Genomic DNA, 25,097 nt, shown 5'->3' with positions numbered 1-25,097 from the left:
GGGGCTCACTTACGGCCGTACAAAACCCGCAAGGTCTTGACGATGTTGGCCACCTGGGCCGGGGTGCGCTCGAAGGTCATCGCGGGCAGGAGCGAGGGACCCCGGCGTACGGTGATCGACTTGGCCCGGCTGAACTCGCGCAGCCCGTCCTCGCCGTGGATGCGCCCGAAACCGGAGTCGCCCACGCCGCCGAACGGCAGGTTGCCCATGCCGACGAAGGTCAGCGTCGAGTTGACGGCCACCATGCCCGAGCGCAGCCGGCGGGCGATGCGCAGCGCGTTCCTCTTGCCGAAGACGGCACCCCCCAAGCCGTACGGTGTGTCGTTGGCCTTCTGCACGGCCTCGTCGGCGTCGGCCACCTTGGTGATGGTCAGCGTCGGCCCGAAGGTCTCGTCCCGCATCTCCCGGGAGTCGGCCGGCACCTCGACCAGGACGGTCGGCGAGACGTACGGAGGTTGCACCGCACCGGATCCGCCGAGCACCGCCGTGCCCCCCTTGGCCAGCGCGTCGTCGATGTGGTCACGGATGATGTCGAGCTGGCCGGGCATGGTGATCGGCCCGATCTCCTCGCCCGTCCGCAGCTTGCCCGCCTTCTCCACCACCGCGCTGACGAAGGCGTCGTAGATCGGGGCGACCGCGTAGACCCGCTCGATGCCGATGCAGGTCTGCCCGGCGTTGGTCATCGAGCCCCAGACCGCCGCCTCGGCCGCGGCCGGGATGTCGGCGTCGGCGTCGACGATCAGCGCGTCCTTGCCGCCGGCCTCGATGACCGCGGGGACCAGGTTTTCGGCACACGCGGCCAGCACCTTCTTGGCGGTGGCGGTCGAGCCGGTGAACGAGACCTTGCCGACGCCCGAGCGGCACAGCGCGGCCCCGGTGTCGCCCAGGCCGTGCACCGCCTGCAGCACCGGCTGCTCGGGCACCACCTCGGCGAACGTGTCGACCAGCCACTGGCCGACGATCGGGGTGTATTCGCTGGGCTTGAAGACCACGGCGTTGCCGGCCGCGAGCGCGCCGCTGATCGGGCCGACCGGCGTGACGATGGGGTAGTTCCACGGGCCGATCACGCCGACCACGCCGTACGGCTGGTATTCCAAGTGGCCGGAGTGCTCGGCCAGCAGCAGCCGGGTGCGCACCTTGCGCGGGCCGAGCACCCGCTTGGCGTTGCGGGCCGCCCAGTCGAGGTGCTCGACCGCGGCGGTCGCCTCGACGACGGCGTCGGCGTCCGGCTTGCCGGTCTCCAGGGTGGTCAGCCGGGCCAGTTCCTCGATGCGGCGCACGATCAGCGAGCGCCAGCGCAGGAGCCGCTCGCGGCGGCCGTCGTAACCGAGCGCCTGCCACCACAGGGCGGCCTCCCGCGCGCGGCGGACGGTCTCGTTCACCGCCTCGGCGCCGGCCACCGGCACCCGGCCGGCCTCCGCGCCCGAGGCGGGGTTGGTGGAGATCAGGACGCCGTCTTCGACAACCGGCTGGCCAGGCGCTCGGGTGGCGGTCATGAACGCGAGTCTAATTCGCTTGTTACCCGGGAGTCACCAGCCAGGCGTGATCGGGGTTACCCGTACGCTGGTAAATGTGAGTCCCCGCCGCAACCACGCACGCCGCCGGGGCGGCCCCGAGCCGCTCCGGGCGCTGACCGACGAGCGGGTCCGCAAGGGCATCGAGGGCGTCCAGCAGTGGCAGGACGGCGAGTGGATGGTGCGCTCGATCTTCGGCGGCGCGGCCTCGAAGACGTACCGGTGCCCCGGGTGCATGCAGGAGATCCGCCCCGGCGTGGCCCACGTGGTGGCGTGGCCGATCGACGGCCGGGGTGACGAGACCGACCGCCGCCACTGGCACACCGGCTGCTGGAAGGCGCGCGATCGTCGCGGTCCAGGGGTGGAGCGCTCCCGCAACGCGCCACGCTATGGGTAACGCCGTCCGACCGTCCCACCCGAAGAAGGACTGAAGGCCTCCATGCCGAGCAACCCCATCCGAGCGAACTCGATCCTGCCCGCCCGGCGCGAGGACATCGAGCTGCAGACCGCCGACGGGCTCACCCTCGTCGGTGAGCTGGCCCGCCCGATCGACCGCGAGCCGGTCGCCACGCTGGTCTGCCTGCACCCGCTGCCCACCCACGGCGGCATGATGGACAGTCACGTCTTCCGCAAGGCCGCGTGGCGGTTGCCCGCGCTGGCCGGCCTGGCCGTGCTGCGCTTCAACACCCGCGGCACGTCCAGCGTGCGCGGCACCAGCGAGGGCGCGTTCTCCAGCGGGGTCGACGAGAAGTTCGACGTGGCCGCCGCGATCGAGTACGCCGAGTTCACCGACCTGCCCCACGTCTGGCTGCTCGGCTGGTCGTTCGGGACCGACCTGACCCTGATGCACGGCCTCGACCCGGCCGTGGCGGGGGCGATCCTGCTCTCCCCGCCGCTGCGTTTCTCCCAGCCCGAGCACCTGGCCGCGTGGGCCACCGAGGGCAAGCCGCTGACCGCGATCGTGCCCGAGTTCGACGACTATCTGCGCCCGGCCGAGGCCACCGAGCGGTTCGCCGCCGTGCCGCACGCCGAGGTGGTGCCGATCGCCGGCGGCAAGCACCTCTGGGTCGGCGACGCCGAAAAGGTGCTGGACGAGATCGTGAGCCGGGTCGCACCGTCGGTCGAGGTGCCGTTGCCGCGCACCTGGGACGGTCCGATGGAGACGGGCGACATGAACGCCTACGCCAACCGCACGACCGCCGCCTTCGCCGACGTCCCCATGCCCCGCGCCGACTAACGCGCCTCCTGGCTGGGCACCACGACCTCGCGCATGATCAGCTGGATGGCGGCCACCATCGGGATCGCCACCAGCGCGCCCACCACCCCGAAGAGGGCGACCCCGAGCAGCGCCGCGACCACGGCCGCCACGTCGCTGACCTTGACCGAGCGGCGCATCACGTTCGGATAGATCAGGTAGTTCTCGATCTGCTGGTACAGCAGGAAGAAGACGGCGCAGACGATGCCGTCGGTCAGCGACGAGGCGAACCCGACCAGGCTCACGATGACCGCGCCCAGCGTGGCGCCGATCTGCGGGATGAGGTCGGTGACGGCCACGACCACGGCCAGCGCGAACGGGTAGGCCAGGCCGAGGATGACGGCCAGCAGCCAGGTGCTGGCCCCGGCCAGCACGGCGATCGAGATCGCCCCGACCATGTACGCCCCGACCTTGGTCAGGATCTCGTCGGTGAGCAGCCGCACCCGCACCCGTCGGGAGGCCGGCACGAGTGAGTAGCCGGTCTCCCGGATGCGGTCGAACGACGCCATGAAATAGATGGTCAGCACCAGCACGGTGAGCAGGTTGAACACCGTGCCGGCGAGCATCCGGCCGACGCCCACCACACCGCCGACGGCGCCGCCGACCGTGCCCGCGTTGAGCGCGCTGGTCACCCGGTTGACGACGTCGTACCGCTGGACCAGCTCGTTGATCGTCTCGCTGCGCTGCAGGCTCTGGATGTAGCCGGGCACGTTCTGGATCAGCTCGGTGGTCTGGCTGATCAGCGGCGGGACCAGCGCGATGATGCCGCCCGCGAGCAGCCCGACCACGGCCAGCGCGACGATCGCCACGGCGAACCCGCGCGGGATGCCCCAGGTGCGCAGGCGGACCACCGCCGGGTTGAGCCCGATCGCCAGGAAGAGCGCGATGAAGATCAGGACGAGGATCGACGCCGCGTTCCGCAGACCCAGGAAGAGCGCGTAGGCCAGGATGACGCCCAGCCCGCCGAGCAGGCCGATCATGAATGGGTTGCGCCGGTCGAGGGGCGGCCCGGGGCGACCGAAACGACCCTCCAGGTGATCCTCGGCGACGTCGCCGAGGGTGTCGTCGTCCGGCTCCGGCGTCTCCACCGGCAGATCCTCGTCCCTCGCCACCGGTTCCTCCACAGGGGTGGGAGCCGGTGTATTCACCGCCGGCCGCACAGTCTCGGCGGCGACGCTATCGCACGCCGGCCCTACTCCGCTTCGACGCCCACTCGCGACGCCGGGGGAACGGTCACCTTGGCCGACGCGGTGACTTTGCCCGGAGCGGCGGCGTGCTGGCCGGTGGGCTGGGCGGGCTGGCCGGTGGGCTGGCCGGTGGGCTGGGCGGCCGGCTTGTCGGCCGCGTGGGCGCCGACCGGGCCGTCGGTGCCGGCCTCGTCGTCCGGCTCGTCGTCCTCGGGCGAGGCGGCGGCGGCCATCACCGCGGCCGCGGCCAGCTCGGCCACCCGCTTGGCCTCGCGCTGCACCTGGCGGCGGACGTCGGTGGCGTGCCGCTCGGCGGCCTCGCCGGCCTTCTTGGCCTCGATCAGCCGGGCCTGCTCGATCTCCAGCTCCTGGCGCGTCGTGGCGAGGCGTTTCTGCACCTCGTCGGCCTCGTCGGCGCCGGCCCGGGCACGGCCCTGGGCGGCGGCCAGGTCGCGCTCGGCGTCGGCCACCTGGGCCTGGGCCGCCTCGAGCCGGCGGGCGGCCTCGGCGATCTTCTCCTGCTGGCCGGCGATCTGGTTGCGGGCCGCGGTGGCCTGCTCGTCGGAGCGGCGCAGCACCTCCTCGGCGTAGCGGTCGGCCTCGCTGCGCAGGTCGGAGCACTGCTTCTCGACGCCGGCCCGCATCTGGGCCAGCTCCTGCGCGGCGGCCTGACGCTTCTGGGCCAGATCCTGCTCGATGGCGGCCCTCTGCTTGGCGTGCTCGCGCTCGGCCGCGGCGCGCTGGGCGTTGATCTCCTGCTGGGTCTTGTCGCGCAGCGCCTTGATCTCCTGCTCGGCCTGCATGCGGGTCGATTTCACGTAGCCGTCGGCCTCGGCCCGGGCCCGCATGGCCTGCTGCGCGGTCTGGTCGGTGAGCTGCTGGGCGTCGGCCCGGGCGCGCACCAGAGTGTTCTCGGCCTCGGTGCGCATCTGCTCGGCCGACTGGCGCGCGGCGGCCAGCGCCTTCTCGGAGGCGGCGCGCTTGGCGGCGTCGGCCCGCTCCTCCTCGGCCCGGCGGGCGGCCAGCGCGATCTCGAAGTCGCGGATGCCGTTGTGCGCGTGCGCCTCGGCCTCGGCCCGCACCCGCTCGGCCTCGGCCAGACGGCCGGCGATGTCGTCGGTGGCCGACGCCTTGATCGCCTCGGCCTGCTCCTCGGCCAGCGCGAGGATCTGCTCGACCCGCGGACCCAGGTGACGGAACGAGACCTCGGCACCCAATCCGTTCTGCTTGCGGACCTGGACGACCTCCTGCTGGAGGCGCTCGATCTGCGCGTTCATGGCCTGCATCTGCGAATACGCCTGCTCGCGCTCGGTGGCGAGCGCGGCGATCTCGTTCTCGGCCCGGGCGACGTAACGCTCGACCTGCTTTTTCTCGTAACCCCGTATAGCAATGTCGAAGCTGGGTTCGGTGGCCGCGTCTCCGCCAAGGCCAAGGATCTCACCGCCGTGCGACATGCTGTCCATCCTCACATACGCAGTGTCCGGCCTCGGGGGGATACACACCCTCCGAGCGGAGTATGCGGCTAGTTGTGATTTGTCTGACCCGGGTTGCGAAGCGTGAACGAGTCAGGCCGCACCGGAGAAACTCCGATACGGCCCGCATCGATAGTCAGACTGCCGGCCGACAACTACGGTCGCGCACCCGGCAGAAGGTCGCAACCGCAGACGTCGCGGCCGGAAGGTCAGGAATTCGTCTTCGCCGGCACCGGCTTGCCGTCTGCCTCGGGCTTCGGCTGCTCGGCGGCCCGCGGGGCGGGAGCCTCAGTCGCCTTCGCCACAGCCTCGGCCGCCTTGGCCGGGCCGACGCCGGGGACCAGACCGGAGAGGCCGGAGAGCATCTGGCCGAGCTGGTTGGTGACCGCGTCCTTCTGCCGGGTCAGGTCCTCGACCTCGCGGCGGGCGGTCTGGGTGGCGTGCTCGGCCTCGGAGCGGGCCTCGGTGAGCAGGCGCTGCGCCTCGGCGCGGGCCTCACCGATCGTCTTCTCCGACAGGGCGCGGGCCTTGTCGGTCGTCTCGGCCGCACTGCGCTCGGACTCGACGCGACGCTGCTCGGCGCGCTGCGAGATCTCCTTGGACCGGTCCTCGGCGGCGCGGGCGCGCTCCTCGGCCTCGGCCACCATCTTCTGCGTGGCGTTGACCTGGGCGGCGTGGCGCTGGGATTCCTCGCGCTCGGCCTTCTCGCGGCGCTCGGCGATCTCGAGCGCGAGGGCCTGCAGATCCTTCTCGCGCTTGTCGCGGGCGTCGGTCAGCAGCTTGGTCGCCTCGGCCCGCTTCTCCTCGGCCTCGCGGGAGGCCTTGGCCCGCTGCTGGGTGATCTCGCGCTCGGCCGTGTTGCGCAGCGACGCCACCTCGCGCTCGACAGTCGACTTGAGCTCCGCCACCTCGTGCGCGGTGACCGTGCGCAACTGCTTGGTCTCCCGGTCGGCGTCGGAGCGCAGCGTGTCGGCCTCGCGGCGGGCCTGCACCCGGGCCTCGGCCGCCTCCCGCTCGGCGTGGGTGCGCACCTGGCCGGCCTCGCGCTCGGCGGTGGCCTTCATCGCGGCGGCCTCGGCGCGCGCCTTGTCGGTGATCTCGCGAGCCTCCAGGCGGGCGGCGGAGAGGATGCCCTCGGACTCTCGCTTCGCCTCGCTCCGGTGATCGTTCGCCTGTTCCTCAGCCAGCCGCAGGATCTGCTCGACCCGGGTGCCCAGCCCGGAGAGCGTCGGCCGATTGTTCTCCTCGAGCAGCTTGTTGCTGTCGGCGAGCTTCTGCTCCACCGCGTTGAGCCGCTGCTCGGCCTGGCGCAGCCGGCGTTGTGCGTCGTTCATCCGCTGCTCGGCCTCGCCACGAGCCTGCTCGGACTGGTTGAGCGCGGCGACCAGGCGGCCGAGGTGGGCGTCCACCTGCCCGCGGTCGTACCCGCGGAGCACAACGGTGAAGTCGTGCTGGGAGTTCGCGGTGTCGAAGAACGCCAGATTCTGATCCTGCTGCTGGGGCATTGGGCCATCCTGGCGAAGACGCCCGAGCCACGCAAGACCGGGCGTGCATCGGAAAAGACACGTAGATCAGCTTTGAGCAGGCCCGCGACGGTGCGGGTCCCCCGTTCGGCCGGAGCACGCCACCCGGGCGGCGGCCCGGGTTCGGCCCGTCGTCACCTGCTGTATCCGGGGTCCGGCAGATGATCGTCGCACGAGGACCGCCGGCGCGGCCCGCTCTGCTCCGCGATCCTGCCAGCCTGCCGCCGCCGCGTCAGGATGATTCATCCTTTAGGGGCATGAAAACCGGCCAACTCCACCAATTCCACCAGAACGCCACCGGCGTCCTTGGGGTGGACGAAGTTGATCCGGGAGCCGGCCGTGCCCCGGCGCGGGGTGTCGTAGAGCAGCCGCAGGCCGCGGGCGCGCAGGGCAGCCGAGGTCGCCTCGATGTCGGCCACTGTGTAGGCCAGCTGTTGCAGACCGGGGCCGGCGCGGTCGAGGAACTTGGCGATCGCCGAGTCCGGCCGGGCCGGCGCCAGCAGCTGGATGCGGGGACCGTCGCCGTCGCCGACCGCGAGCATGGCCTCCCGTACGCCTTGCTCCTCGTTGGTCTCCTCGTGCACGACCCGCAGGCCGAACGTGTCGGCGTAGAACCGGATCGCCTCGTCCAGATCGGGCACGGCGACGCCGACGTGATCAACGCGCAGCAGCCCTACCTCGCCGGATGTGAGATTCTCGGGGGTACGGGCACTAGGTGGAAGCTCGCTCATCCTATTAGTCTTGCCTAAACGGCCGTTAAGGCCATCGAGGGGTCCCCCCGACGTCCCTCGCCCGCCCCGGCAGATCGGAAGCGAAGACCGTGGTCAGCTCGGTGATCGTGAGCGGCGCCCGCACCCCCATGGGCCGCTTGCTCGGCAACCTCAAGAACCTGCCGGCCACCGCTCTCGGCGGCTACGCCATCGAGGCCGCCCTCGAGCGCGGCGGCATCCGCCCCGACCAGGTGCAATACGTCATCATGGGCCAGGTGCTGCAGGCCGGTGGCGGGCAGATCACGGCGCGCCAGGCGGCGGTCGCGGCCGGCATCCCGATGACCACCCCGGCGCTCACGGTCAACAAGGTGTGCCTGTCCGGCCTCGACGCGATCGCGCTGGCCGACCAGCTGATCCGGGCCGGCGAGTTCGACGTGATCGTGGCCGGCGGCATGGAGTCGATGACCAACGCTCCCCACCTGCTGATGACCCAGCGGCAGGGCATCAAGTTCGGCGACGTGCTGGTGCGCGACCACACGGCGTACGACGGGCTGATCGACCCGTGGGACGGCACCTCGATGGGTGAGTCGACCGAGCGCAGCGGCGTCCACCTGGGCATCACCCGGGCCGAGCAGGACGCGTTCGCCGCGCTCAGCCACCGGCGGGCCGCGGCCGCCCAGCGCGAGGGCCGCTTCGCCGAGGAGATCGTGCCGGTCAAGGCCGGTCAGCGGGCGGAGGACGCGGTCGTCGACACCGACGAGGGGGTGCGTCCCGACGCGTCGGCCGAGTCGCTGTCCAAGCTGCGGCCGGCGTTCACCCCCGGCGGCACGATCACCGCGGGCAGCTCGTCGCCGATCTCGGACGGCGCGGCCGCGGTCGTCGTGATGAGCAAGGAGCGGGCCGAGGCGCTCGGGTTGAGCTGGCTGGCCGAGATCGTCGCCCACGGCAACGTGGCCGGCCCCGACAACTCGCTGCAGTCGCAGCCGGCCAATGCCATCAAGCACGCGCTCGGCAAGACCGAGCTGACCGTCGACGACCTCGACCTGATCGAGATGAACGAGGCGTTCGCCCAGGTCGTGCTGCAGTCGATGCGCGAGCTCAAGGTCGACGAGGAGATCGTCAACGTCAACGGCGGGGCGATCGCGCTGGGCCACCCGATCGGCATGTCCGGCGCCCGGCTCGTGCTGACCCTCGCCCTGGAGCTGCGGCGCCGCGGCGGCGTCTACGGCGCGGCCGGGCTCTGTGGCGGCGGCGGGCAGGGTGACGCCCTGATCATCAAGGCCGCCTCGGCGTGACCGGGAGTTCTCCGGTCGCGGCCGGCGGCGACTCCCGGCCCGGGGCGCCGCGAGCACGCCGGCGGCCCGATGTCGCCACGCTGGTGACCAAGGCGCGGGGCGGGGACGCCCGGTCGGTGGCCCGGCTGATCAGCCTGGTCGAGAACGGCGACCCGGCGCTGCCCGAGGTGGCCGCGGCGCTCGCCCCGTACGCCGGTCACGCGCAGGTCGTCGGTCTGACCGGCTCGCCCGGCGTGGGCAAGTCGACCACCACCAACGAGCTCGTGCGCACGCTGCGGGCGGCCGGCCGGCGGGTCGGGGTGCTCGCGGTCGACCCGTCCAGCCCGTTCACCGGCGGCGCCATCCTCGGCGACCGCATCCGGATGCAGGATCACACCACCGATCCCGGCGTCTACATCCGCTCGATGTCCAGCCGCGGTCAACTGGGCGGTCTCGCGGCCGCGACCCCCCAGGCCGTCCGGGTTCTGGAGGGCGCCGGCTGCGAGGTGATCCTGGTCGAGACGGTCGGCGTGGGTCAGGCCGAGGTCGAGATCGCGTCCTTGGCCGACACCACCCTGGTGCTGCTCGCGCCGGGCATGGGCGACGCCATCCAGGCGGTCAAGGCCGGCGTGCTCGAGGTGGCCGACGTATTCGTGATCAACAAGGCCGACCGGCCCGGCGCCGACGCCACCTACCGCGACATCCAGGGCATGCTCGGCCTCGGCGAGCGCGCCCCGGGCGACTGGCGGCCCCAGGTCGTGCGGGCCACGGCGGTCCAGGGCGAGGGCATCGACGACGTGGTGGCCGCGATCGGCAAGCACCGCGAGTGGCTCGAGTCGTCGGGGCGCCTGGCCACCCGGCGCGAGCGGCGGGCCGCCGTCGAGGTCGAGGCGATCGCCCTCGGCACCTTGCGCGCCCGCATCGGCGACCTGCGCCAAGGTTCCGCCCTGACCACGCTCGCGGCCGCCGTCGCGACCGGTGAGCTCGACCCTTACGCGGCGGCCGACGAGCTGGTCAAGGGACTCTGACGCCGCCTCAGACCAGGACGTCCAGGGCGTGGTAGAGGCGCGACGTGGTCGTGTCGATCTGCGCCAGGCGGGCCGCCGGCAGGCCCGAGGTCACCGCGACCCGGCGCTCGGCCGCGGCCCGGGTCAGCAGCATGCCGACCTGGGACGAGGTGCGGTCGAGCACGGCCTGGCGGGCCAGGTCGGCGAACGGGTCGGCCTCGGCCGGCTGCTCGCTGCGGCGCGTGGTCTTGACGGTCATCGTCGCCGTGCGGACCGCGGTCGCCGCGTCCCGCGCGAGGCTTTCGGCGTACGCCGCGGTCGGTTGCACCGCGGCCACCGCCGGCACCGCGGGCGGCTGCGTCTGCGCCACGCTCGGCGCGGCCTCGGACGGCTTCACCGCGGCCGCGAGTGCCGTCGATTGCAGCACCGTCGACTGCAACAGAGGGTGAAGATAGGTGGCCGTAGTGCCGGTCGCCCGGGGGAACGTGATGGGGTTGACCATGTTGCCCCTCCTCTCGTGCTGATGACGTGTTCCCAGCTTAGGGCGTTGCCGGGCGGTTGCCGACCGGGTGAACGGGGGTCTCCGGGCCACCGGAACGGCCGTCGGTCGAAATCTCACCAAGAGTGACCGAAAAAGTCTCAAGAGATCCGATGCTCGAGGATCCAGGCCTGCGGGTCGCCCTTGCGGTAGGCCAGCTTCATGACCAGCGGGAACATCGCGTCGCGGATCGCCGCCCCGACCGGCCCGGCCGTCTTGCCGCTGCCGTTGCGCCGGCCGGCCGCGACGATGCGCTCGACCCGGCGGCGGCGCCGCTGCTCGTACCGGGCCAGCCCGTCGGCCGGATCGGCGCCGGGATCGAGGCACCGGCCGAGGGTGACCGCGTCCTCGAACGCCATCGAGGCGCCCTGACCCGACGACGGAGCGACCGCGTGCGCCGCGTCGCCGATCAGCACGGCCCGCCGGGTCCGCCAGACCGGCACCCGTCGCAGATCGTCGGTGTTCCACGGGCCGAGCACCTCGGGGGTGGCCCGGATGATGGCCGCGGCCGGAGTGGCGTCGCCGGCGAAGAGCTCGACGAGATGGGCCCGCCAGGACTCTGCGGTGAACTCGCCCGGCCGCACCGGCTGTTTGCGGGGCGGGTTGGCGAACCACCACACCGAGCCGTCCGGTGCCGTGGTCCAGCCGAAGAACGCCCGCCGGCCGAACGCCATGTGGACCATGCCGGGCGCCTGGCCCGCGGCCGCCGCGACGGGTCCGTCGGTGAAGCCGCCCGCGTTGAGCAGGCCCAGATATTTCGGCGCCGGGCCGTCGGGGTCCAGCCGTTCCCGCGTACGCGATCGGATCCCGTCCGCCCCGACCAGGAGCTCACCCTCGGCGGTGGACCCGTCGGCGAAGGTGACCGCCACCGCGCCGGGCTGCTCGGTGAAGTCGCTCAGCGGCTTGCCGTACTCGATCGGGATGCCGCGCTCGACGGCCGCCGCGCGCAGGGCCGCGAAGAGATCGGACCGCTTGATCGTGGTGGTCGTCGTGCCGTCCGCCGCCGGGCCGCCCAGCGGCAGCACGGCCAGCTCGCGCCCGGCGCCGTTGACCATCGTCAGCCGGGGGGTCGGGAATCCGGCCGCGGTGACGGCGGCCGGGTCGAGGTCGAGAGCACGCAGGGCGGCCAGGCCGTTGACGGCCACGGTGAGCCAGGCGCCCTGCTCCTCGGCGCCGGGGGCGCGGGCCTCGAAGACGCGGGGCGCCCAGCCGGCTCGATGCAGAGCCAGGGCGGCGACGGTACCGGCGATGCCGCCGCCGGCGATGAGTGCGATGGGCTTAGTCATGACATGACTATCCATCTCATGACTATGGCCCGTCAACCCCTTAGGCTGGCTCGGTGGCCTCCTCCGAACCTCGGCGCTCGACGCTGGGCATGCTGCTGCTGGCGCTGCTCATCGAGGCGCCCATGCACCCCTACCGGATGCAGCAGATGATCAAGGAAAGAGGTCAGGACGAGCTGGTCAACGTGGCTCAGCGCAACAGCGTCTATCAGGCGCTGGACCGCCTGGAGCGGGACGGGCTGGCCCGCCGGGCGAGCACCGTCCGGGAGGCCGGTCGCCCGGAGCGGACGGTCTACGAGATCACTGACGAGGGCGCGGCGGTCATGAAGAGCTGGCTGGCGAGCGCCCTGCCCACGCCGGCCCGCGAGTTCCCCGAGTTCCCGGCCGCGCTGGCCTTCCTCGCCGTGCTGGCCCCCGGTGAGGTCCGCGACCTGCTCGACCGCCGGGCCGCGGCGCTCACCGAAAAGGTCGCGGCCATCCGGGCGACGGCGCCGCCGGGCCTGCCGAGGCTGTTCCTGATCGAGGACGAATACCGCACGGCCGTGCTCACGGCGGAGATCGCCTGGTTGCGCGGGGTGGTCGCCGATCTGGACTCGGGCACGCTGACCTGGGACCTCCGGCTGGTTCAGGACACGCTCGAGGAGTTCGGTCAGATCCAGCGGGATTGACCTTAGCGATCGTTCAGGGAATGCCTCTAGGATGTCGGGCATGGACGCAGCCGACATCGCGGCCGGGCGGGAGCGCTGGCAGCGGCGCTACGACGCCGCGCGCAAGCGGGACGCCGACTTCACGACTCTCTCCGGTGCGACGGTCGAGCCCGTGTATGGGCCACCCGACGGGGCCGGCTATCCCGGGTTCGACCGCATCGGCTGGCCCGGCGAGTTCCCGTACACCAGAGGTCTCTATCCCACCGGCTATCGCGGCCGGACCTGGACCATCCGGCAGTTCGCCGGATTCGGCAACGCGCGGCAGACCAACGAGCGCTACAAGATGATCCTGGCCGCCGGCGGGGGCGGGCTGAGCGTCGCGTTCGACATGCCGACGCTGATGGGCCGCGACTCCGACGACCCGCAGTCGATCGGCGAGGTCGGCCACTGCGGGGTCGCGATCGACTCGGCGGCCGACATGGACGTGCTCTTCGACGGCATCGACCTCGAGCAGACCACGACCAGCATGACCATCTCGGGCCCGGCCGTGCCGGTCTTCTGCATGTATCTCGTGGCCGCCGAGCGGCAGGGCGCCGACCTGCACAAGCTTGACGGCACGCTGCAGACCGACATCTTCAAGGAGTACATCGCGCAGAAGGAGTGGCTCTTCCGGCCCGAGCCGCACCTGCGCCTGATCGGCGACCTGATGGAGTACTGCGCGCGCGAGATCCCGCGCTACAAGCCGTTGTCGGTCAGCGGCTACCACATCCGCGAGGCCGGCTCGACCGCCGCTCAGGAGCTGGCCTACACGCTGGCCGACGGGTTCGGCTACGTCGAGCTCGGCCTGTCCCGGGGGCTCGACGTCAACGAGTTCGCGCCCGGGCTGAGCTTCTTCTTCGACGCCCACATCGACTTCTTCGAAGAGATCGCCAAGTTCCGCGCGGCCCGCCGCATCTGGGCCCGGCACCTGCGCGACGACTACGGCGCGACCAGTGAGAAGGCGTTGTGGCTGAAATTCCACACCCAGACCGCCGGCGTCTCGCTCACCGCCCAGCAGCCGGTCAACAACGTCGTCCGGACGGCTGTCGAGGCACTCGCCGCGGTGCTCGGCGGTACCAACTCGCTGCACACCAACGCCCTCGACGAGACGCTGGCGCTGCCCACCGACGAGTCGGCCGAGATCGCCCTGCGTACCCAGCAGGTGCTGATGGAGGAGACCGGCGTGGTCAACGTGGCCGACCCGCTCGGCGGCTCGTGGTATCTCGAGGAGCTGACCGACCGCATCGAGGCCGAGGCGGAGGAGATCTTCGCCCGCATCCGGGAGCTCGGCGAGGACGGCAGCATCACCGCGGGCATCCTGCGCGGCATCGAGGACGGGTGGTTCACGGCCCACATCGCCGAGGCGGCCTTCGTCTATCAGCAGGCGGTCGAGAAGGGCGAGAAACGCACCGTCGGGGTCAACGCCCACACCGGCACGGTGGCCAAGGAACTCGAGATCATGCGGGTGTCGCACGAGGTCGAGATCGAGCAGAACCGGGTGCTCGGCTCACGGCGCAGCGGGCGTGATCCCGTACGCGTGAAGGCCTGTCTCGACCGCATGATCGAGGTCGCCCGCTCCGGCGGGAACATGATTCCCGCCATGCTCGACGCCGCCCGCGCCGAGGCGACGCTGGGGGAGATCTGCGACGCGCTCAAGGCCGAGTGGGGGATCTATCGCGAGCCCGCCCGGTTCTAGGGCGCTCAGCTTCCCGAAGGGGATGAACTGGCCCGTTTACCGCAGGTCGGTGGCCGGGCCTTGCGTAACCGCGCGCCGCCGTCGAGGATCAGCGGAACATGCTCCTGTGACGTCCGATATGAGCTGCCCCGCGGCGCGGCGGCGCGCCTCGTCAGCGTGCGAGACTAGGTAACCATGAGCGACCCACGGACCACTCCGTCGATCTTCACCCGCGGCGCGGTCGATCTCAGCGCGCTGCGCGCCCCGGCCCCGTCGTCCCCGGCTGCCGACACCAGTGCCTCGCGCAAGGCCGACGACGGCCCGTCCGCCAGCATCCCCGGCGGCCTGCCCGGCGGTGCCGGCCCCGAGACGATCATCGAGGTCACCGAGGCCAACTTCCAGACGACCGTGCTCGAGCGCTCGCTCAGCACCCCGGTCATCATCGATTTCTGGGCCGACTGGTGCGAGCCGTGCAAGCAGCTGTCGCCGATCCTCGAGCGGCTGGCTGAGGCCGGCGGCGGCTCGTGGGTGCTCGGCAAGGTCGATGTGGACGCCAACCCGCGTCTCGCCCAGGCGCTGCGGGTGCAGGGCATCCCGATGGTCGTCGCCGTGGTCAACGGCCAGCTGGTCGAGGGCTTCACCGGCGTGCTGCCCGAGGCCCAGGTCAAGCAATATGTCGACGCGGTGCTCAAGGCCGGCGGCCTCACCGTCGAGGCCCCCGAGGACCCGCGCCTGGATGCGGCCGACGACGCGCTGATGGTCGGCGACCTCGACGAGGCCGAGGCGGCCTACCGCAAGATCCTGGCCGAGCACCCGGCCGACGCGGCCGCCGAGTCCGGCCTGGCCCAGGTCGAGCTCTACCGCCGCATCGGTGGCGCCGATGCCGCCACCGCGGTGGCCAAGGCCGACGCCTCGCCCGACGACATCGACGCCCAGCGGCTCGCGGCCGACGTCGAGGTGCTCAGCGGCGAGGCCGACAAGGCGTACGCCCGGCTGGTCGCCCTGGTCCGGCGGACCGCGGGCGACGAGCGGGAAGCCGTGCGCAAGCACCTGCTCTCGCTGTTCAGCGTGGCCGGCCCCGACGATCCCGCGGTGGCCGGAGCCCGACGCGCCCTGGCCAGCGCCCTCTTCTAGTCAGGGAGCCGCCCCGTGCGCCGCATAGCCGTCCTCGACGCACCGTCCAATCTCGGTCTGCGCCCGCCGACCGTGACATCGGTGCCGGGGTGTGCCAAGGCGCCCGGGGCCCTGCGTGACCACGGCCTGATCGCCAAGCTCAACGCCCGCGACGCCGGCTGCCTGACCCCGCCGCGCTACGACGCCGGGGACTGGCGACCGGGCGACGGGGTGGCCATGGCACCCCAGATCGCGGCCTACTCGCGGGCGCTGGCCGACCGGATCGGCGCCATCCTCGACGCCGGCGAGTTCCCGGTCGTGCTCGGCGGCGACTGCTCCATCGTGCTCGGCTCCGGCCTGGCCATGAACAGGCTGGGCGAGGCGGTGGGCGGTCGCATCGGCCTGGTCTTCGTGGACGGCCACTCCGATTTCCGGCACCCCGGTAACGCCTCGTATGTGGGCGCGGCCGCCGGCGAGGACCTGGCCCTGGTCACCGGCCGCGGCCAGGCCGACCTGGCGGCGATCGAGGGCCGCCGGCCCTACTTCCGCGACATCGACGTGGTGGTGATGGGCATCCGGGCCCAGGACGAGTACCGCCTCGACCTGCAGGCCGCGGGCATCGTCACCCGCCCGGTGCCGGCCCTGCGCGCCGAGGGTGCGGCCCGCAGCGCCCAGTGGGCCCGCGACCAGCTGGTCGACTGCGCGGGCTACTGGGTGCACGTCGACGTGGACGTCCTCGACCCGGCCGTGATGCCGGCGGTCGACGCGCCGTCACCCGGGGGCATCGCGTTCCCCGAGCTCGAGATCCTGCTGGCCGGGCTGGTCGAGTCGCCGCACTGCCTGGGCGTCGAGATCACAGTCTTCGATCCCGACTACGACACGGACGGCTCCTACGCGGCCGAGATCGTCAGCGCGGTGACCGCCGGCCTGGCCGCCGCCCACACGGTGACCGCCCGCCCCGACCTGATCGCGGCCCGAGCCGACCTCGCCCGCCCCGAAGGCGCAGCCCCCTTCACCCGCGCCCACCCGGCCGACGCTGCTCCCTTCGACCCGGCCGATGGTGCTCCCTTCGCCCCCGACGACGCGGGGCCCTTCGAGCCAGACGACTCCGCCGAGCCGGCTCACTCCGTCGAGCCCGCCTACTCCGCCGAGGGTGCCTACCCCGCTGATCCGGCTGATCCCGCTGATCCGGCTCGTTCCGCTGGTGAGCCCGAGCAGCCCGCCGCCGACCTCGACGACGCCGACGTGTCCGAATCGCTCGACGAAGTCCCCGCGCCGACCGTCGACGACGATGACGTCGAGGAGCCCCAGCCCGCCGCTCGCCCGCGGGCCGTCGGAGGCCTGAACCGGCCCCGGCTCGCGGACCGCCTGAACGATCTGGACCTCACCGCCGGCTTCAAACGCCCGGGGTCCGCCGCCGGCCTCAACCGCTCGGGGTCCGCCGCCGGCCTCAACCGCTCGACATCCTCCGGGCTGAATCGGCCCGACCCCGACGATGATCCGAACCGCGCTGAGCGGGTTGGCGGCTTGAATCGCGCTGAGCCGGTTGGCGATGTGGACCGCGCTGAGCGGGTTGACGGTCTGAATCGGGCTGAGCCGGCCGGGGGGCTCAACCGGGGCGGCCTGGCCGACGGCTTGAAACGTTCTGGCCTTCCAGGGGGACTTAACCGCCCGGAGCCGGCAGCCCGTCTGAATCGGCACCTCTCGTCCGTCGGCGACGACGATGAAGCGCGGGACAGGGAAGCCCACGGCCGGGAGGCTCACGAACGGGAGTGGGAGCGCCGGCGGGCCACGGCGGACGCCGAGAGCGTGACGCTCGCCGCCGCGGGCATGTCCGACGGCCTGCCCGGCACCCCGGACGAGGTCGCGATCCCCGCCTCCACCCTGCTCGGGGTCGAGGAAGCGGACGAGGTGCCCGCCGAGCAGCCCGGCGGACAGGACGCGAAATTCCCGCAAGCAGACCGAGAGGACGCGGACGCCACTCGGGCCGACCCGGAGGACGCGGACGCCGCATGGGCCGACCCGGATGACGCGGACGCCGCGTGGACCGACCCGGATGACGCCGATGGGGCCGACGCCGACGACGGTGAAGCAGCCCGCGACGCTTTCCTGGATTCGGGTGTGGCCGCGGCGAGCTCCGAGGAGGAGACAGCGGCCAGGGTGCCGCGTCCGCTCGGTCAGGCGCCGATGCTCGACTCCGAGCCGCTGCCGGCGACCCGGCCCGGCATGCTTCGTCCCCGCGCCGCCGACGATCGGGAGAGCTTCAGCCTCCCGATCCAGCGGCCCGCGTTCGAACTCGGCTCCGACGAGCCGGCCGACATCGCCTAGGGGTGCGTTTCATGACTGGCCCCGACCTGCGCCGAGGCCCAGTCATAAAACGCGGCTTTAGTTCTTGGCCAGGTTCTGCAGGAAGCGCTTGACCACCGGCACCGCGGCCTCGGAGCCCGCGCCGCCCTTCTGGACCATCACGGCGAAGGCGACCTCGCCCTGGTAGCCGATGAACCAGGAGTGGGTGTCCTCGGTGTTCTCGCTGAACTCGGCCGTGCCGGTCTTGCCGTGGACCGCGCCGCCCGGCACGTCCCGCAGGGCCGTCGCCGTGCCCGCCGTGACCACCTCGCGCATCATCGTGCGGAGCGCGGTGACGGCCGCCGGGTCGAGCTTGGCGCCGTCGGCGGCCGGCGCGGCCGGGGCCGGGTCGGTCACCAGTTTCGGCTGCTTGAACTGGCCGCGGGCGATCGCCGACGTGGCACTGGCCATGGCTAGCGGGCTGACCGCGGTCGCGCCCTGGCCGAACGTCGCGGCGGCCAGCTCGGTCGGCGTGTCGGCCGGGGACAGCTTGCCGCTGAACGCGTCCACGCCCAGATCCCACGTGCCGCCCAGCCCGAGCGCCTCGGAGGCCGAGCGCAGGCCGTCGGCGCCCAGCTTGCCGGACAGCCCGACGAACGCCGTGTTGCACGACTTGGCGAAGTCGACGTGGAACGGCACCGACCCGAGCGCCTCGTCGTGCGAGTTCTTGAACGAGCGACCGGCCACCGCCGCGGTCTTGGGGCAGTTCACCGGGGTGTCGGCCGTCGCCACCTTCTTCTGCAGGATGCCGTACGCCGAGACGGCCTTGAAGGTCGAGCCGGGCGCCACCTTGCCGGTCAGCGCGGTGTTGACCGTGCCGCCCTCGGGACCGTTGGCCACCGCCAGCACCGAGCCGTCGCTCACCTTGATGGCGACCAGTGAGCTGGCCTGCTTCTCGGCCGCCAGCGCCTGGTCGGCCGCGAGCTGGGCCGGCACGTCGAGCGTGGTCTTGACCGGCTTACCGGCCACCGGCGCCGTCTTGAACAGTTCGCGAGGCTGGGCGACCTCGCCCTCGGTGGTCTCGGCGGTGCCGCCGGTGATCACGACGGAGACCCCGGCCGTGCCGCGCAGCGTGGCGTCGTACTTCTGCTGCAGCCCGCCGTGCCCGACGGTGTCGCCCTGGACCAGCGTCTGCGGGTTCTTCTCGAGGTCCTCAGCGGTGGCCTCGTCGACCGTGCCGAGCAGGGCCCGGGCGAACACGCGGGAGGGGGCCAGCGGCCGCTGCTGCTTGTTGAAGACGGTGCCGTCGAGCGCCTGCAGGCCCGGACGGATCTTGTTGTAGTCGGGCTCGCGCAGGGTGATCAGCTCGAGGAAGGACTGCGGGTCGGCGTTCTTGATGCGGTCGCCCAGATTGGCCGTGTCGACCGTGACGCCGATCTTCTTGAACTGGGCGGCCAGCCCGGTGCGCAGCTTGGCCAGGTCGGTGACCTTCTGCGGCTCGACCCCGATGGTGATCACCGTGCGCGGTGTGACGATCGGCTTGCCGGCGGCGTCGAGGATGCTCGCCCGGTCCGCCGCCAATCGCCGTACGCCCAGCTTGTTGCCACTTTCCAGGTCGCTGTGCAGGATCGTCGGCTCCCACACCACCCGCCAGCCGTCGGCGTTGCGCTTGGTCAGCCGTACGGTGCTCGGATAGGACCATTTGGCGTCGCCGGGCAGGGTCCAGTCGAGTTTGACCGCGCTGGTCGCGTCGTCGCCGGTGGTCTTGGGCTCACCCTCGGCGGTGACCGTGAGCGGTTGCTGGGCGAGGTCGCCGGAGACCGTCTTGATCTGCTGGAGCACCTCGGACGCGGCGATCTTGCCACCATCGGCGCCGACAAATCCGACCTTGCTCAGGTCACCCCCGCGCCACCCGGCCAGGAAGTCGTCCAGCGTGCCGTCGGGACCGTCGCCCGAACACCCCGCCAGAACGCCTGTCATCAGCGCCAACGTGGCGGCAGCCGCAGTCGCGCGGCGCACGGACCGGTACGGACCGCGGTGCATGGGAACCCCTTTCGCCGGGTATCGCATGAAGCGTAGGAGACGGTAGTGAACGAATGCACGTTCTGCTGACCCGGACCCGGCGGGTCAGGTCGGAACTGCCGCCCAACGGTCCGTTCGTACCGCGCCTGTCCTAGCGCCCCCGGCGGGGTTCTAGTCTGTCCTCGACACGTTCGAACCCACAGTGTCGTGGGTGAGGGGAGCGCCAGAGCCATGGCTGTCGCCGATGAGGCAGCGAACGAATCCGAGGCCGAGCACGATCTCATCGCCGGACCGGGCCTCGCCCTGACCGGCCGGCTCGGCGCCAGCGCCGAGGAGGGTGAGCTCGACGAGACGCTTCCCAACGGGGAGCGGCTGATCGCCCAGGCGGTGGAGGTGGCGGGCGACGACCACGCCACTGCCCTGCTGGTCGGGCGTTTCTGGAGGTTCGCGCCGGACGAAGAGCTGGTGGGGCTGACCCCGCAGGAGATGTACGACGCCGCGATCAGCCACCGTGAGCTGGCCGCGACGAGACTGCCCGGGGAGCTCAAGCTCGCGATCACCCCGCCGATCGGCTCGCAGTGCCACACCATCCTGCAGATCGTCACCGACGACATGCCGTTCCTGGTCGACTCGGTGATCGCCCTGCTCTCCGCCCACCAGCAGACGGTCCACCTGCTGGTGCACCCGCTGATCGTGGTGCGCCGGGAACCGCTGGGCGCGCTGGCCGAGCTGGCCGCCGACGTCGAGCCCGACGACGCGATCGACGGCGATCTGGTGGAGAGCTGGATCCGCATCGAGATCGACCCGATCCGCAACGGCGAGGCTCGTGAGCAGCTGCTCAACGAGGTGCGCCGGGTGCTGACCGACGTGCGCGACGCGGTCGAGGACTGGCCCCGCATGCGCCAGCGGGCGCTGGTGATCGCCGACGAGCTGGCCGCCCATCGCGGCTCCGACCGCCGGCTGCCGGTGCCCGACAAGGACGTCACCGACTCGATCGAGCTGCTCAAGTGGCTGGCCCACGACCACTTCACGTTCCTGGGCTACCGGGAGTACCGGCTCGACGGTGACGTGCTCACCGGCGTGGCCGGCTCGGGTCTGGGCATCCTGCGCGGCGACAGCAAGCCGCGCCAGCTGTCCACGATGACCGACGAGGCGTTCCAGCGCGCCCTCGAGAAGCGTCTGCTGGTCATCACCAAGGCCAACTCGCGGGCCACCGTGCACCGGTCGGCCTATCTCGACTACATCGGCGTCAAGCTCTTCGACGAGGCGGGCGAGGTGATCGGCGAGCGCCGGTTCCTGGGCCTGTTCAGCTCGTCGGCCTACCGCACCAGCGTGCGCGAGCTGCCGGTGGTCAAGCGCAAGGTCCGCGAGGTGCTCGACCGCTCCGGTCTCTCGCCCCGCGGTCACTCGGGCAAGGACCTGCTCCAGATCCTCGAGACCTACCCGCGCGACGAGCTGTTCCAGATCAAGACCGACGACCTGTACGAGGCGGTGATCGGTGTCCTGCGGATGGCCGGGCGCCGCCAGCTCCGCCTGTTCCTGCGGCGCGACGGATACGGCCGGTTCATCTCGTGCCTGATCTATCTGCCCCGCGACCGGTTCACCACCGGCAACCGGCTGCGCATGCAGGAGATCCTGCTGCGCGAGCTCAACGGGGTGGGTGTCGACTACACGACCCGGGTGACCGAGCGGATGCTGGCCCGGGTGCACTTCATCGTGCGCACCGACCCGGCCGACCCGCCGGGCCAGGTCGACCCCAACGCGCTGGCCGAGATGCTGGCCGACGCCACCCGCATGTGGGACGACGACTTCTCGCTGGTGCTCGAGCGCAAGCTGGGGGAGGAGGCGGCGCGTGACCTCTTCGCCCGGTACGCGACGGCCTACCCCGAGAGCTACAAGGACGGTCACACCCCGTACGAGGGAATGCAGGACCTGTCGAAGCTGGAGCTCCTCGAGGAGGAGGGGCAGCTCGAGATGCACCTCTACCGCAAGCGGCGGCTCGGGCGCACCGGGCAACGCGAACCCGACGATCACGACGTCCGGTTCAAGGTCTATCGGTACGGCGAGCCGATGGTGCTCTCGGCGGTGCTGCCGGTGCTGCACTCGCTCGGCGTCCAGGTGGTCGACGAGCGGCCGTACGAGATCCGCCGCAGCGACGGCCGGATCTACCTCTACGACTTCGGGCTGCAGCCGCCGGAGTCGCACCATGAGCTGGCCGAGGTCCGTCCCCAGGTGGAAAACGCCTTCGCGGCCGCCTGGCGTGGCGAGGCCGAGGTCGACGGGTTCAACGAGCTGGTGCTCCGGGCCGGGCTCACCTGGCGTCAGGTGGTGGTGCTCCGGGCGTACGCGAAATATCAGCGCCAGGCCGGGTCGGTGTTCTCCCAGCGGTATCTCGAATCGACCTTCATCGCCTATCCCGAGATCGCCCGCCTGCTCGTCCGGTTGTTCGAGACCCGTTTCTCGCCCCGGCTCGAGGCCGGCGAGACCGAGCGCGGCCGCATCGCCACCGAGCTCGTCGAGCGGATCACCTCGCTGCTCGACGACGTGGAGAGCCTCGACCAGGACCGGATCCTGCGCTCCTACCTGACCCTGATCCAGGCCACCCTGCGCACCAGCTTCTTCCAGCGCGGGGCCGACGGGCGCCCCAAGTCGTACGTGGCCTTCAAGCTCGACCCGCAGGCCATCCCCGACCTGCCGCAGCCCCGGCCGAAATACGAGATCTTCGTGTACTCGCCGCGCTTCGAGGGCGTGCACCTGCGGTTCGGCGCCGTGGCCCGCGGTGGTCTGCGCTGGTCCGACCGGCGGGAGGACTTCCGCACCGAGGTGCTCGGCCTGGTCAAGGCGCAGGAGGTCAAGAACGCGGTGATCGTGCCGGTCGGTGCCAAGGGCGGCTTCGTCCTCAAGCAGAAACCGGGCGACCGGGACGAGGCGGTGGAGTGTTACAAGCGCTTCATCACGGCGCTGCTCGACGTCACCGACAACATCCTCAGCGGCAAGATCGTGCCGCCGCGGGACGTGGTGCGCCACGACGGCGACGACCCCTACCTGGTGGTCGCGGCGGACAAGGGCACGGCGACGTTCAGCGACATCGCCAACGAGATCTCGGTGTCCAAGGACTTCTGGCTGGGTGACGCGTTCGCCAGCGGCGGCTCGGCCGGCTACGACCACAAGAAGATGGGCATCACCGCCCGCGGAGCCTGGGAGTCGGTCAAGAAGCACTTCCGCGACCTGGGCGTCGACACCCAGACGCAGGACTTCACCGTGGTCGGCGTGGGTGACATGTCGGGTGACGTGTTCGGCAACGGCATGCTGCTCTCCCAGCACATCCGCCTGGTCGCCGCGTTCGACCACCGGCACATCTTCCTCGACCCGACGCCCGACTCCGCGTCCTCCTATGCGGAGCGTCGCCGGCTGTTCGAGCTGCCCCGCTCGTCGTGGGACGACTACGACCGGTCGCTGATCAGCGCCGGGGGCGGGATCTATCCGCGGACGGCGAAATCGATCCCGGTGTCGCCCGAGGTCCGCGCGGCCCTCGACCTGGGGCCGGCGACCACGGTCAGCCCGGTCGAGCTGATGCGGGCGATTCTCGGGGCGCCGGTCGACCTGCTGTTCAACGGCGGCATCGGCACCTATGTCAAGGCGGCCACCGAGACGCACGCCGAGGTGGGCGACAAGGCCAGCGACGCCATCCGGCTCAACGGCTCCCAGCTGCGGTGCCGGGTGGTCGGCGAGGGTGGCAACCTGGGGCTCACCCAGCGCGGCCGCATCGAGTTCGCGCGAGCGGGCGGCCGCGTGTTCACCGACTTCATCGACAACTCGGCCGGGGTCGACTGCTCCGACCACGAGGTCAACATCAAGATCCTGCTGGGCGGCGCGGTGGCCGACGGCGAGATGAGCCGGCCCGAGCGTGACGAGTTGCTCGCCCGGATGACCGACGAGGTGGCCGCGCTCGTCCTGCGCGACAACTATGAGCAGGCCACGGCGCTGGGCAGTGCCCGGGCCCAGGCCTACTCGTTGCTGCCGGTGCACCGGCGGATGCTCAACGAACTCGAGGCGGGCGGCCGGCTCAACCGCGAGCTGGAGGCGCTGCCCACCGATGCCGAGCTGGCCGCGCGGCACGAGGCGGGCGAGGGGCTCACCGCACCCGAGTTCGCGGTCCTGCTGGCCTACGTCAAGATCAGCCTCGAACGGGAGGTGCTGGCCGACGAGATCGTGGACGAGGCGTGGACCAACGAGGTGCTGTCCCGCTACTTCCCGACCCCGCTGCGCGAGCGGTGCGCGGGCCGCATGACCGGCCACCGGCTGCGCCGCGAGATCATCACGACGTCGCTGGTCAACGAGGTGGTCAACCGCGGCGGCACGTCGTTCGTCTTCCGCGCCATGGAGGAGAGCGGCGCCTCGGCGGCCGACGTGATCCGGGCCTTCACGGTGGTCCGCGAGGCGTACGGTCTGGCCGGCATCTGGGCGGCGGCCGAGGGTCTCGACAACAAGGTCCCGACCGAGGCCCAGACGCTGGTCTTCCTGGAGTCCCGGCGGCTGCTCGACCGGGCGGTGCGCTGGCTGGTCAGCACCCGCCGCTCACCGATCGACGTGGCGGCCGAGATCGCCAAGCTGCGCGAGGGTGTGCAGTCGCTGCTCCCGCGGTTGCCCGAGGTGCTGCTGGGCTTCGAGCGCCGGTCGATGGACGAGCACATCGCCACGCTGGTCGACAAGGGCGTGCCGATGGAGCTGGCCGAGCGGGTGACCTGGTGCAACTACGGCTTCGGCCTGCTCGACATCCTGGAGACCGGCGCCCTGACCGGCCGGCCCCCGCTCGAGGTGGCCAACGTCTATTTCGCCCTGTCCGAGCGCTTCCACATCGATCAGCTGCTGTCGCACATCTCGCAGCTGCCGCGGGGCGACCGCTGGCAGACGCTGGCCCGCATGGCGTTGCGCTACGACCTGTACGCGGCCCTGGCCGCCCTGACCGCCGAGGTGCTCCAGTCGACCCCGTCGAACGCCACGGCCGACGAACGGGTCTCCGAGTGGGAACGCGTCAACGCCGCCTCGATCGCCCGGGCCGCCAACGCCATGGGTGACGTGGCCGACACCCCGGCCGAGCTGGCCGCCCTGTCGGTCCTGCTCCGCCAGATCCGCACCCTGGTCAAGACCTCAGCCGCCTGACGCCGGGAGGGCCGCCCCCGGGCGGCCCTCTCAGCGCAGGCCCAGGAGGGAGCGGGTGCCGGCCACCAGGACCCGGATGCCGTGGTGGAAAGCCTCGTCCGGGTCCCGGTAGCCGTTGCTCTCGGCCAGGGCGGCGAGCAGGGTCGGCAGGTGCGGGAGGGCTTTCTCCTCGGCCTCGGTGGGCGGCCCGATGGTGGCCTGCTCCTGCAGGACGAAGCCGTTGGTGTAGTCGCCGATGGTCATGATCGTGTGCAGCGCCTGGGCCGGCGTGAAGCCCAGTGTGACCATGGCCGCCAGTTCCTCCTCGAAGCCGTGCAGGGCCCCGGGTGCGCGCCGGGCCGAGGTGATCAGGCGGGCGCCGTCGCGGTGCGAAAGCAGGGACTGCTAAG

The 25,097-nt window shown here is 71.8% G+C and carries 17 protein-coding genes and 1 pseudogene; 9 read left to right on the top strand and 9 right to left on the bottom strand.

The genetic code is table 11. The annotated features are described in order from the left end of the window. Positions 1–5: 5 nt before the first annotated feature. Positions 6–1,496: an aldehyde dehydrogenase family protein gene (locus tag NAG42_RS01670; RefSeq protein ID WP_250027417.1), complete on the bottom strand. Its 1,491-nt coding sequence runs from the start codon at positions 1,494–1,496 to the stop codon at positions 6–8. A gap of 133 nt (positions 1,497–1,629) precedes the next feature. Between NAG42_RS01670 and NAG42_RS01665 the strand changes: the two genes are divergently transcribed. Both NAG42_RS01665 and NAG42_RS01660 read left to right on the top strand, forming a co-directional pair. Beyond that, positions 1,630–1,911, top strand: coding sequence for an Rv1322 family protein (locus NAG42_RS01665; protein WP_250028310.1), 282 nt, complete (start codon positions 1,630–1,632; stop codon positions 1,909–1,911). 42 nt (positions 1,912–1,953) lie between these two features. After that, on the top strand, positions 1,954–2,751 hold the full coding sequence (locus tag NAG42_RS01660) for an alpha/beta hydrolase (protein ID WP_250027416.1): 798 nt from the start codon (positions 1,954–1,956) through the stop codon (positions 2,749–2,751). Here NAG42_RS01660 and NAG42_RS01655 read toward each other — a convergent pair. The 4 genes from NAG42_RS01655 to mce all read right to left on the bottom strand — a co-directional run bounded on the left by NAG42_RS01655 (position 2,748) and on the right by mce (position 7,682). After that, a complete protein-coding gene (locus NAG42_RS01655) occupies positions 2,748–3,857 on the bottom strand; it encodes an AI-2E family transporter (RefSeq protein WP_250028309.1) in 1,110 nt (369 codons plus the stop codon). The genes NAG42_RS01660 and NAG42_RS01655 overlap by 4 nt on opposite strands. A 104-nt stretch (positions 3,858–3,961) precedes the next feature. Continuing rightward, on the bottom strand, positions 3,962–5,419 hold the full coding sequence (locus NAG42_RS01650) for a Laminin subunit beta-1 (protein ID WP_250028308.1): 1,458 nt from the start codon (positions 5,417–5,419) through the stop codon (positions 3,962–3,964). A gap of 218 nt (positions 5,420–5,637) precedes the next feature. Then, the gene (locus NAG42_RS01645; protein ID WP_250027415.1) at positions 5,638–6,933 is read right to left on the bottom strand and encodes a DivIVA domain-containing protein; all 1,296 of its coding nucleotides are present in this window, start codon (positions 6,931–6,933) and stop codon (positions 5,638–5,640) included. A gap of 260 nt (positions 6,934–7,193) precedes the next feature. Beyond that, positions 7,194–7,682, bottom strand: coding sequence for a methylmalonyl-CoA epimerase (mce, locus tag NAG42_RS01640; protein WP_250027414.1), 489 nt, complete (start codon positions 7,680–7,682; stop codon positions 7,194–7,196). Between the two features lie 89 nt (positions 7,683–7,771). Here mce and NAG42_RS01635 point away from each other — a divergent pair, with 89 nt between their 5' ends. After that, complete coding sequence (locus NAG42_RS01635) at positions 7,772–8,956, top strand: acetyl-CoA C-acetyltransferase (protein WP_308201095.1); 1,185 nt, start codon at positions 7,772–7,774, stop codon at positions 8,954–8,956. Continuing rightward, positions 8,953–9,963 (top strand): methylmalonyl Co-A mutase-associated GTPase MeaB, encoded by a 1,011-nt coding sequence (gene meaB, locus NAG42_RS01630; protein WP_438872337.1) that lies wholly within the window; start codon positions 8,953–8,955, stop codon positions 9,961–9,963. Before NAG42_RS01635 ends, meaB begins: the two co-directional genes overlap by 4 nt. A 7-nt stretch (positions 9,964–9,970) precedes the next feature. Here the strand turns inward: meaB and NAG42_RS01625 are convergent, their stop codons facing one another. Next, positions 9,971–10,444, bottom strand: coding sequence for a hypothetical protein (locus NAG42_RS01625; protein WP_250027413.1), 474 nt, complete (start codon positions 10,442–10,444; stop codon positions 9,971–9,973). A 137-nt stretch (positions 10,445–10,581) separates the two neighbouring features. After that, positions 10,582–11,766 (bottom strand): FAD-dependent oxidoreductase, encoded by a 1,185-nt coding sequence (locus NAG42_RS01620; RefSeq protein WP_250027412.1) that lies wholly within the window; start codon positions 11,764–11,766, stop codon positions 10,582–10,584. Between the two features lie 53 nt (positions 11,767–11,819). Between NAG42_RS01620 and NAG42_RS01615 the strand changes: the two genes are divergently transcribed. From NAG42_RS01615 to NAG42_RS01600, 4 genes and pseudogenes are all read left to right on the top strand, one after another. After that, on the top strand, positions 11,820–12,431 hold the full coding sequence (locus NAG42_RS01615; protein ID WP_250027411.1) for a PadR family transcriptional regulator: 612 nt from the start codon (positions 11,820–11,822) through the stop codon (positions 12,429–12,431). A gap of 40 nt (positions 12,432–12,471) precedes the next feature. After that, a complete protein-coding gene (gene icmA / locus NAG42_RS01610; RefSeq protein ID WP_250027410.1) occupies positions 12,472–14,145 on the top strand; it encodes a coenzyme B12-dependent isobutyryl-CoA mutase large subunit in 1,674 nt (557 codons plus the stop codon). A 174-nt stretch (positions 14,146–14,319) separates the two neighbouring features. After that, positions 14,320–15,258, top strand: coding sequence for a tetratricopeptide repeat protein (locus NAG42_RS01605; RefSeq protein ID WP_250027409.1), 939 nt, complete (start codon positions 14,320–14,322; stop codon positions 15,256–15,258). 15 nt (positions 15,259–15,273) lie between these two features. After that, positions 15,274–16,167 (top strand): annotated as a pseudogene (locus NAG42_RS01600) (arginase family protein); the annotation flags it as partial. A 1,455-nt stretch (positions 16,168–17,622) separates the two neighbouring features. On the opposite strand, the gene NAG42_RS01595 reads toward NAG42_RS01600, so the two are convergent. Further along, positions 17,623–19,503, bottom strand: a complete 1,881-nt coding sequence (locus NAG42_RS01595; protein ID WP_250027408.1) for a penicillin-binding transpeptidase domain-containing protein — start codon at positions 19,501–19,503, stop codon at positions 17,623–17,625. A 273-nt stretch (positions 19,504–19,776) separates the two neighbouring features. On the opposite strand from NAG42_RS01595, the gene NAG42_RS01590 reads away from it, so the two are divergent. After that, complete coding sequence (locus tag NAG42_RS01590; protein WP_250027407.1) at positions 19,777–24,708, top strand: NAD-glutamate dehydrogenase; 4,932 nt, start codon at positions 19,777–19,779, stop codon at positions 24,706–24,708. Positions 24,709–24,738: 30 nt separating this feature from the next. On the opposite strand, the gene NAG42_RS01585 is transcribed toward NAG42_RS01590, so the two are convergent. Then, positions 24,739–25,086, bottom strand: coding sequence for a TetR/AcrR family transcriptional regulator C-terminal domain-containing protein (locus NAG42_RS01585; protein WP_284044782.1), 348 nt, complete (start codon positions 25,084–25,086; stop codon positions 24,739–24,741). Between the last annotated feature and the right edge of the window lie 11 nt (positions 25,087–25,097).

This window comes from Paractinoplanes maris (genome assembly GCF_023544465.1).
GTDB classification, from domain to species: Bacteria; Actinomycetota; Actinomycetes; order Mycobacteriales; family Micromonosporaceae; genus Actinoplanes; species Actinoplanes maris.
This window is presented reverse-complemented; position numbering and strand designations above follow the sequence as displayed.

Coding starts and splice junctions, on each gene's coding strand:
- NAG42_RS01660 (WP_250027416.1), top strand. CDS start 1,954: ATGCCGAGCAACCCCATCCGAGCGAACTCGATCCTGCCCGCCCGGCGC.
- NAG42_RS01645 (WP_250027415.1), bottom strand. CDS start 6,933: ATGCCCCAGCAGCAGGATCAGAATCTGGCGTTCTTCGACACCGCGAAC.
- NAG42_RS01605 (WP_250027409.1), top strand. CDS start 14,320: ATGAGCGACCCACGGACCACTCCGTCGATCTTCACCCGCGGCGCGGTC.
- NAG42_RS01590 (WP_250027407.1), top strand. CDS start 19,777: ATGGCTGTCGCCGATGAGGCAGCGAACGAATCCGAGGCCGAGCACGAT.
- NAG42_RS01625 (WP_250027413.1), bottom strand. CDS start 10,444: ATGGTCAACCCCATCACGTTCCCCCGGGCGACCGGCACTACGGCCACC.
- NAG42_RS01620 (WP_250027412.1), bottom strand. CDS start 11,766: ATGACTAAGCCCATCGCACTCATCGCCGGCGGCGGCATCGCCGGTACC.
- NAG42_RS01650 (WP_250028308.1), bottom strand. CDS start 5,419: ATGGACAGCATGTCGCACGGCGGTGAGATCCTTGGCCTTGGCGGAGAC.
- NAG42_RS01595 (WP_250027408.1), bottom strand. CDS start 19,503: ATGACAGGCGTTCTGGCGGGGTGTTCGGGCGACGGTCCCGACGGCACG.
- NAG42_RS01670 (WP_250027417.1), bottom strand. CDS start 1,496: ATGACCGCCACCCGAGCGCCTGGCCAGCCGGTTGTCGAAGACGGCGTC.
- mce (WP_250027414.1), bottom strand. CDS start 7,682: ATGAGCGAGCTTCCACCTAGTGCCCGTACCCCCGAGAATCTCACATCC.
- icmA (WP_250027410.1), top strand. CDS start 12,472: ATGGACGCAGCCGACATCGCGGCCGGGCGGGAGCGCTGGCAGCGGCGC.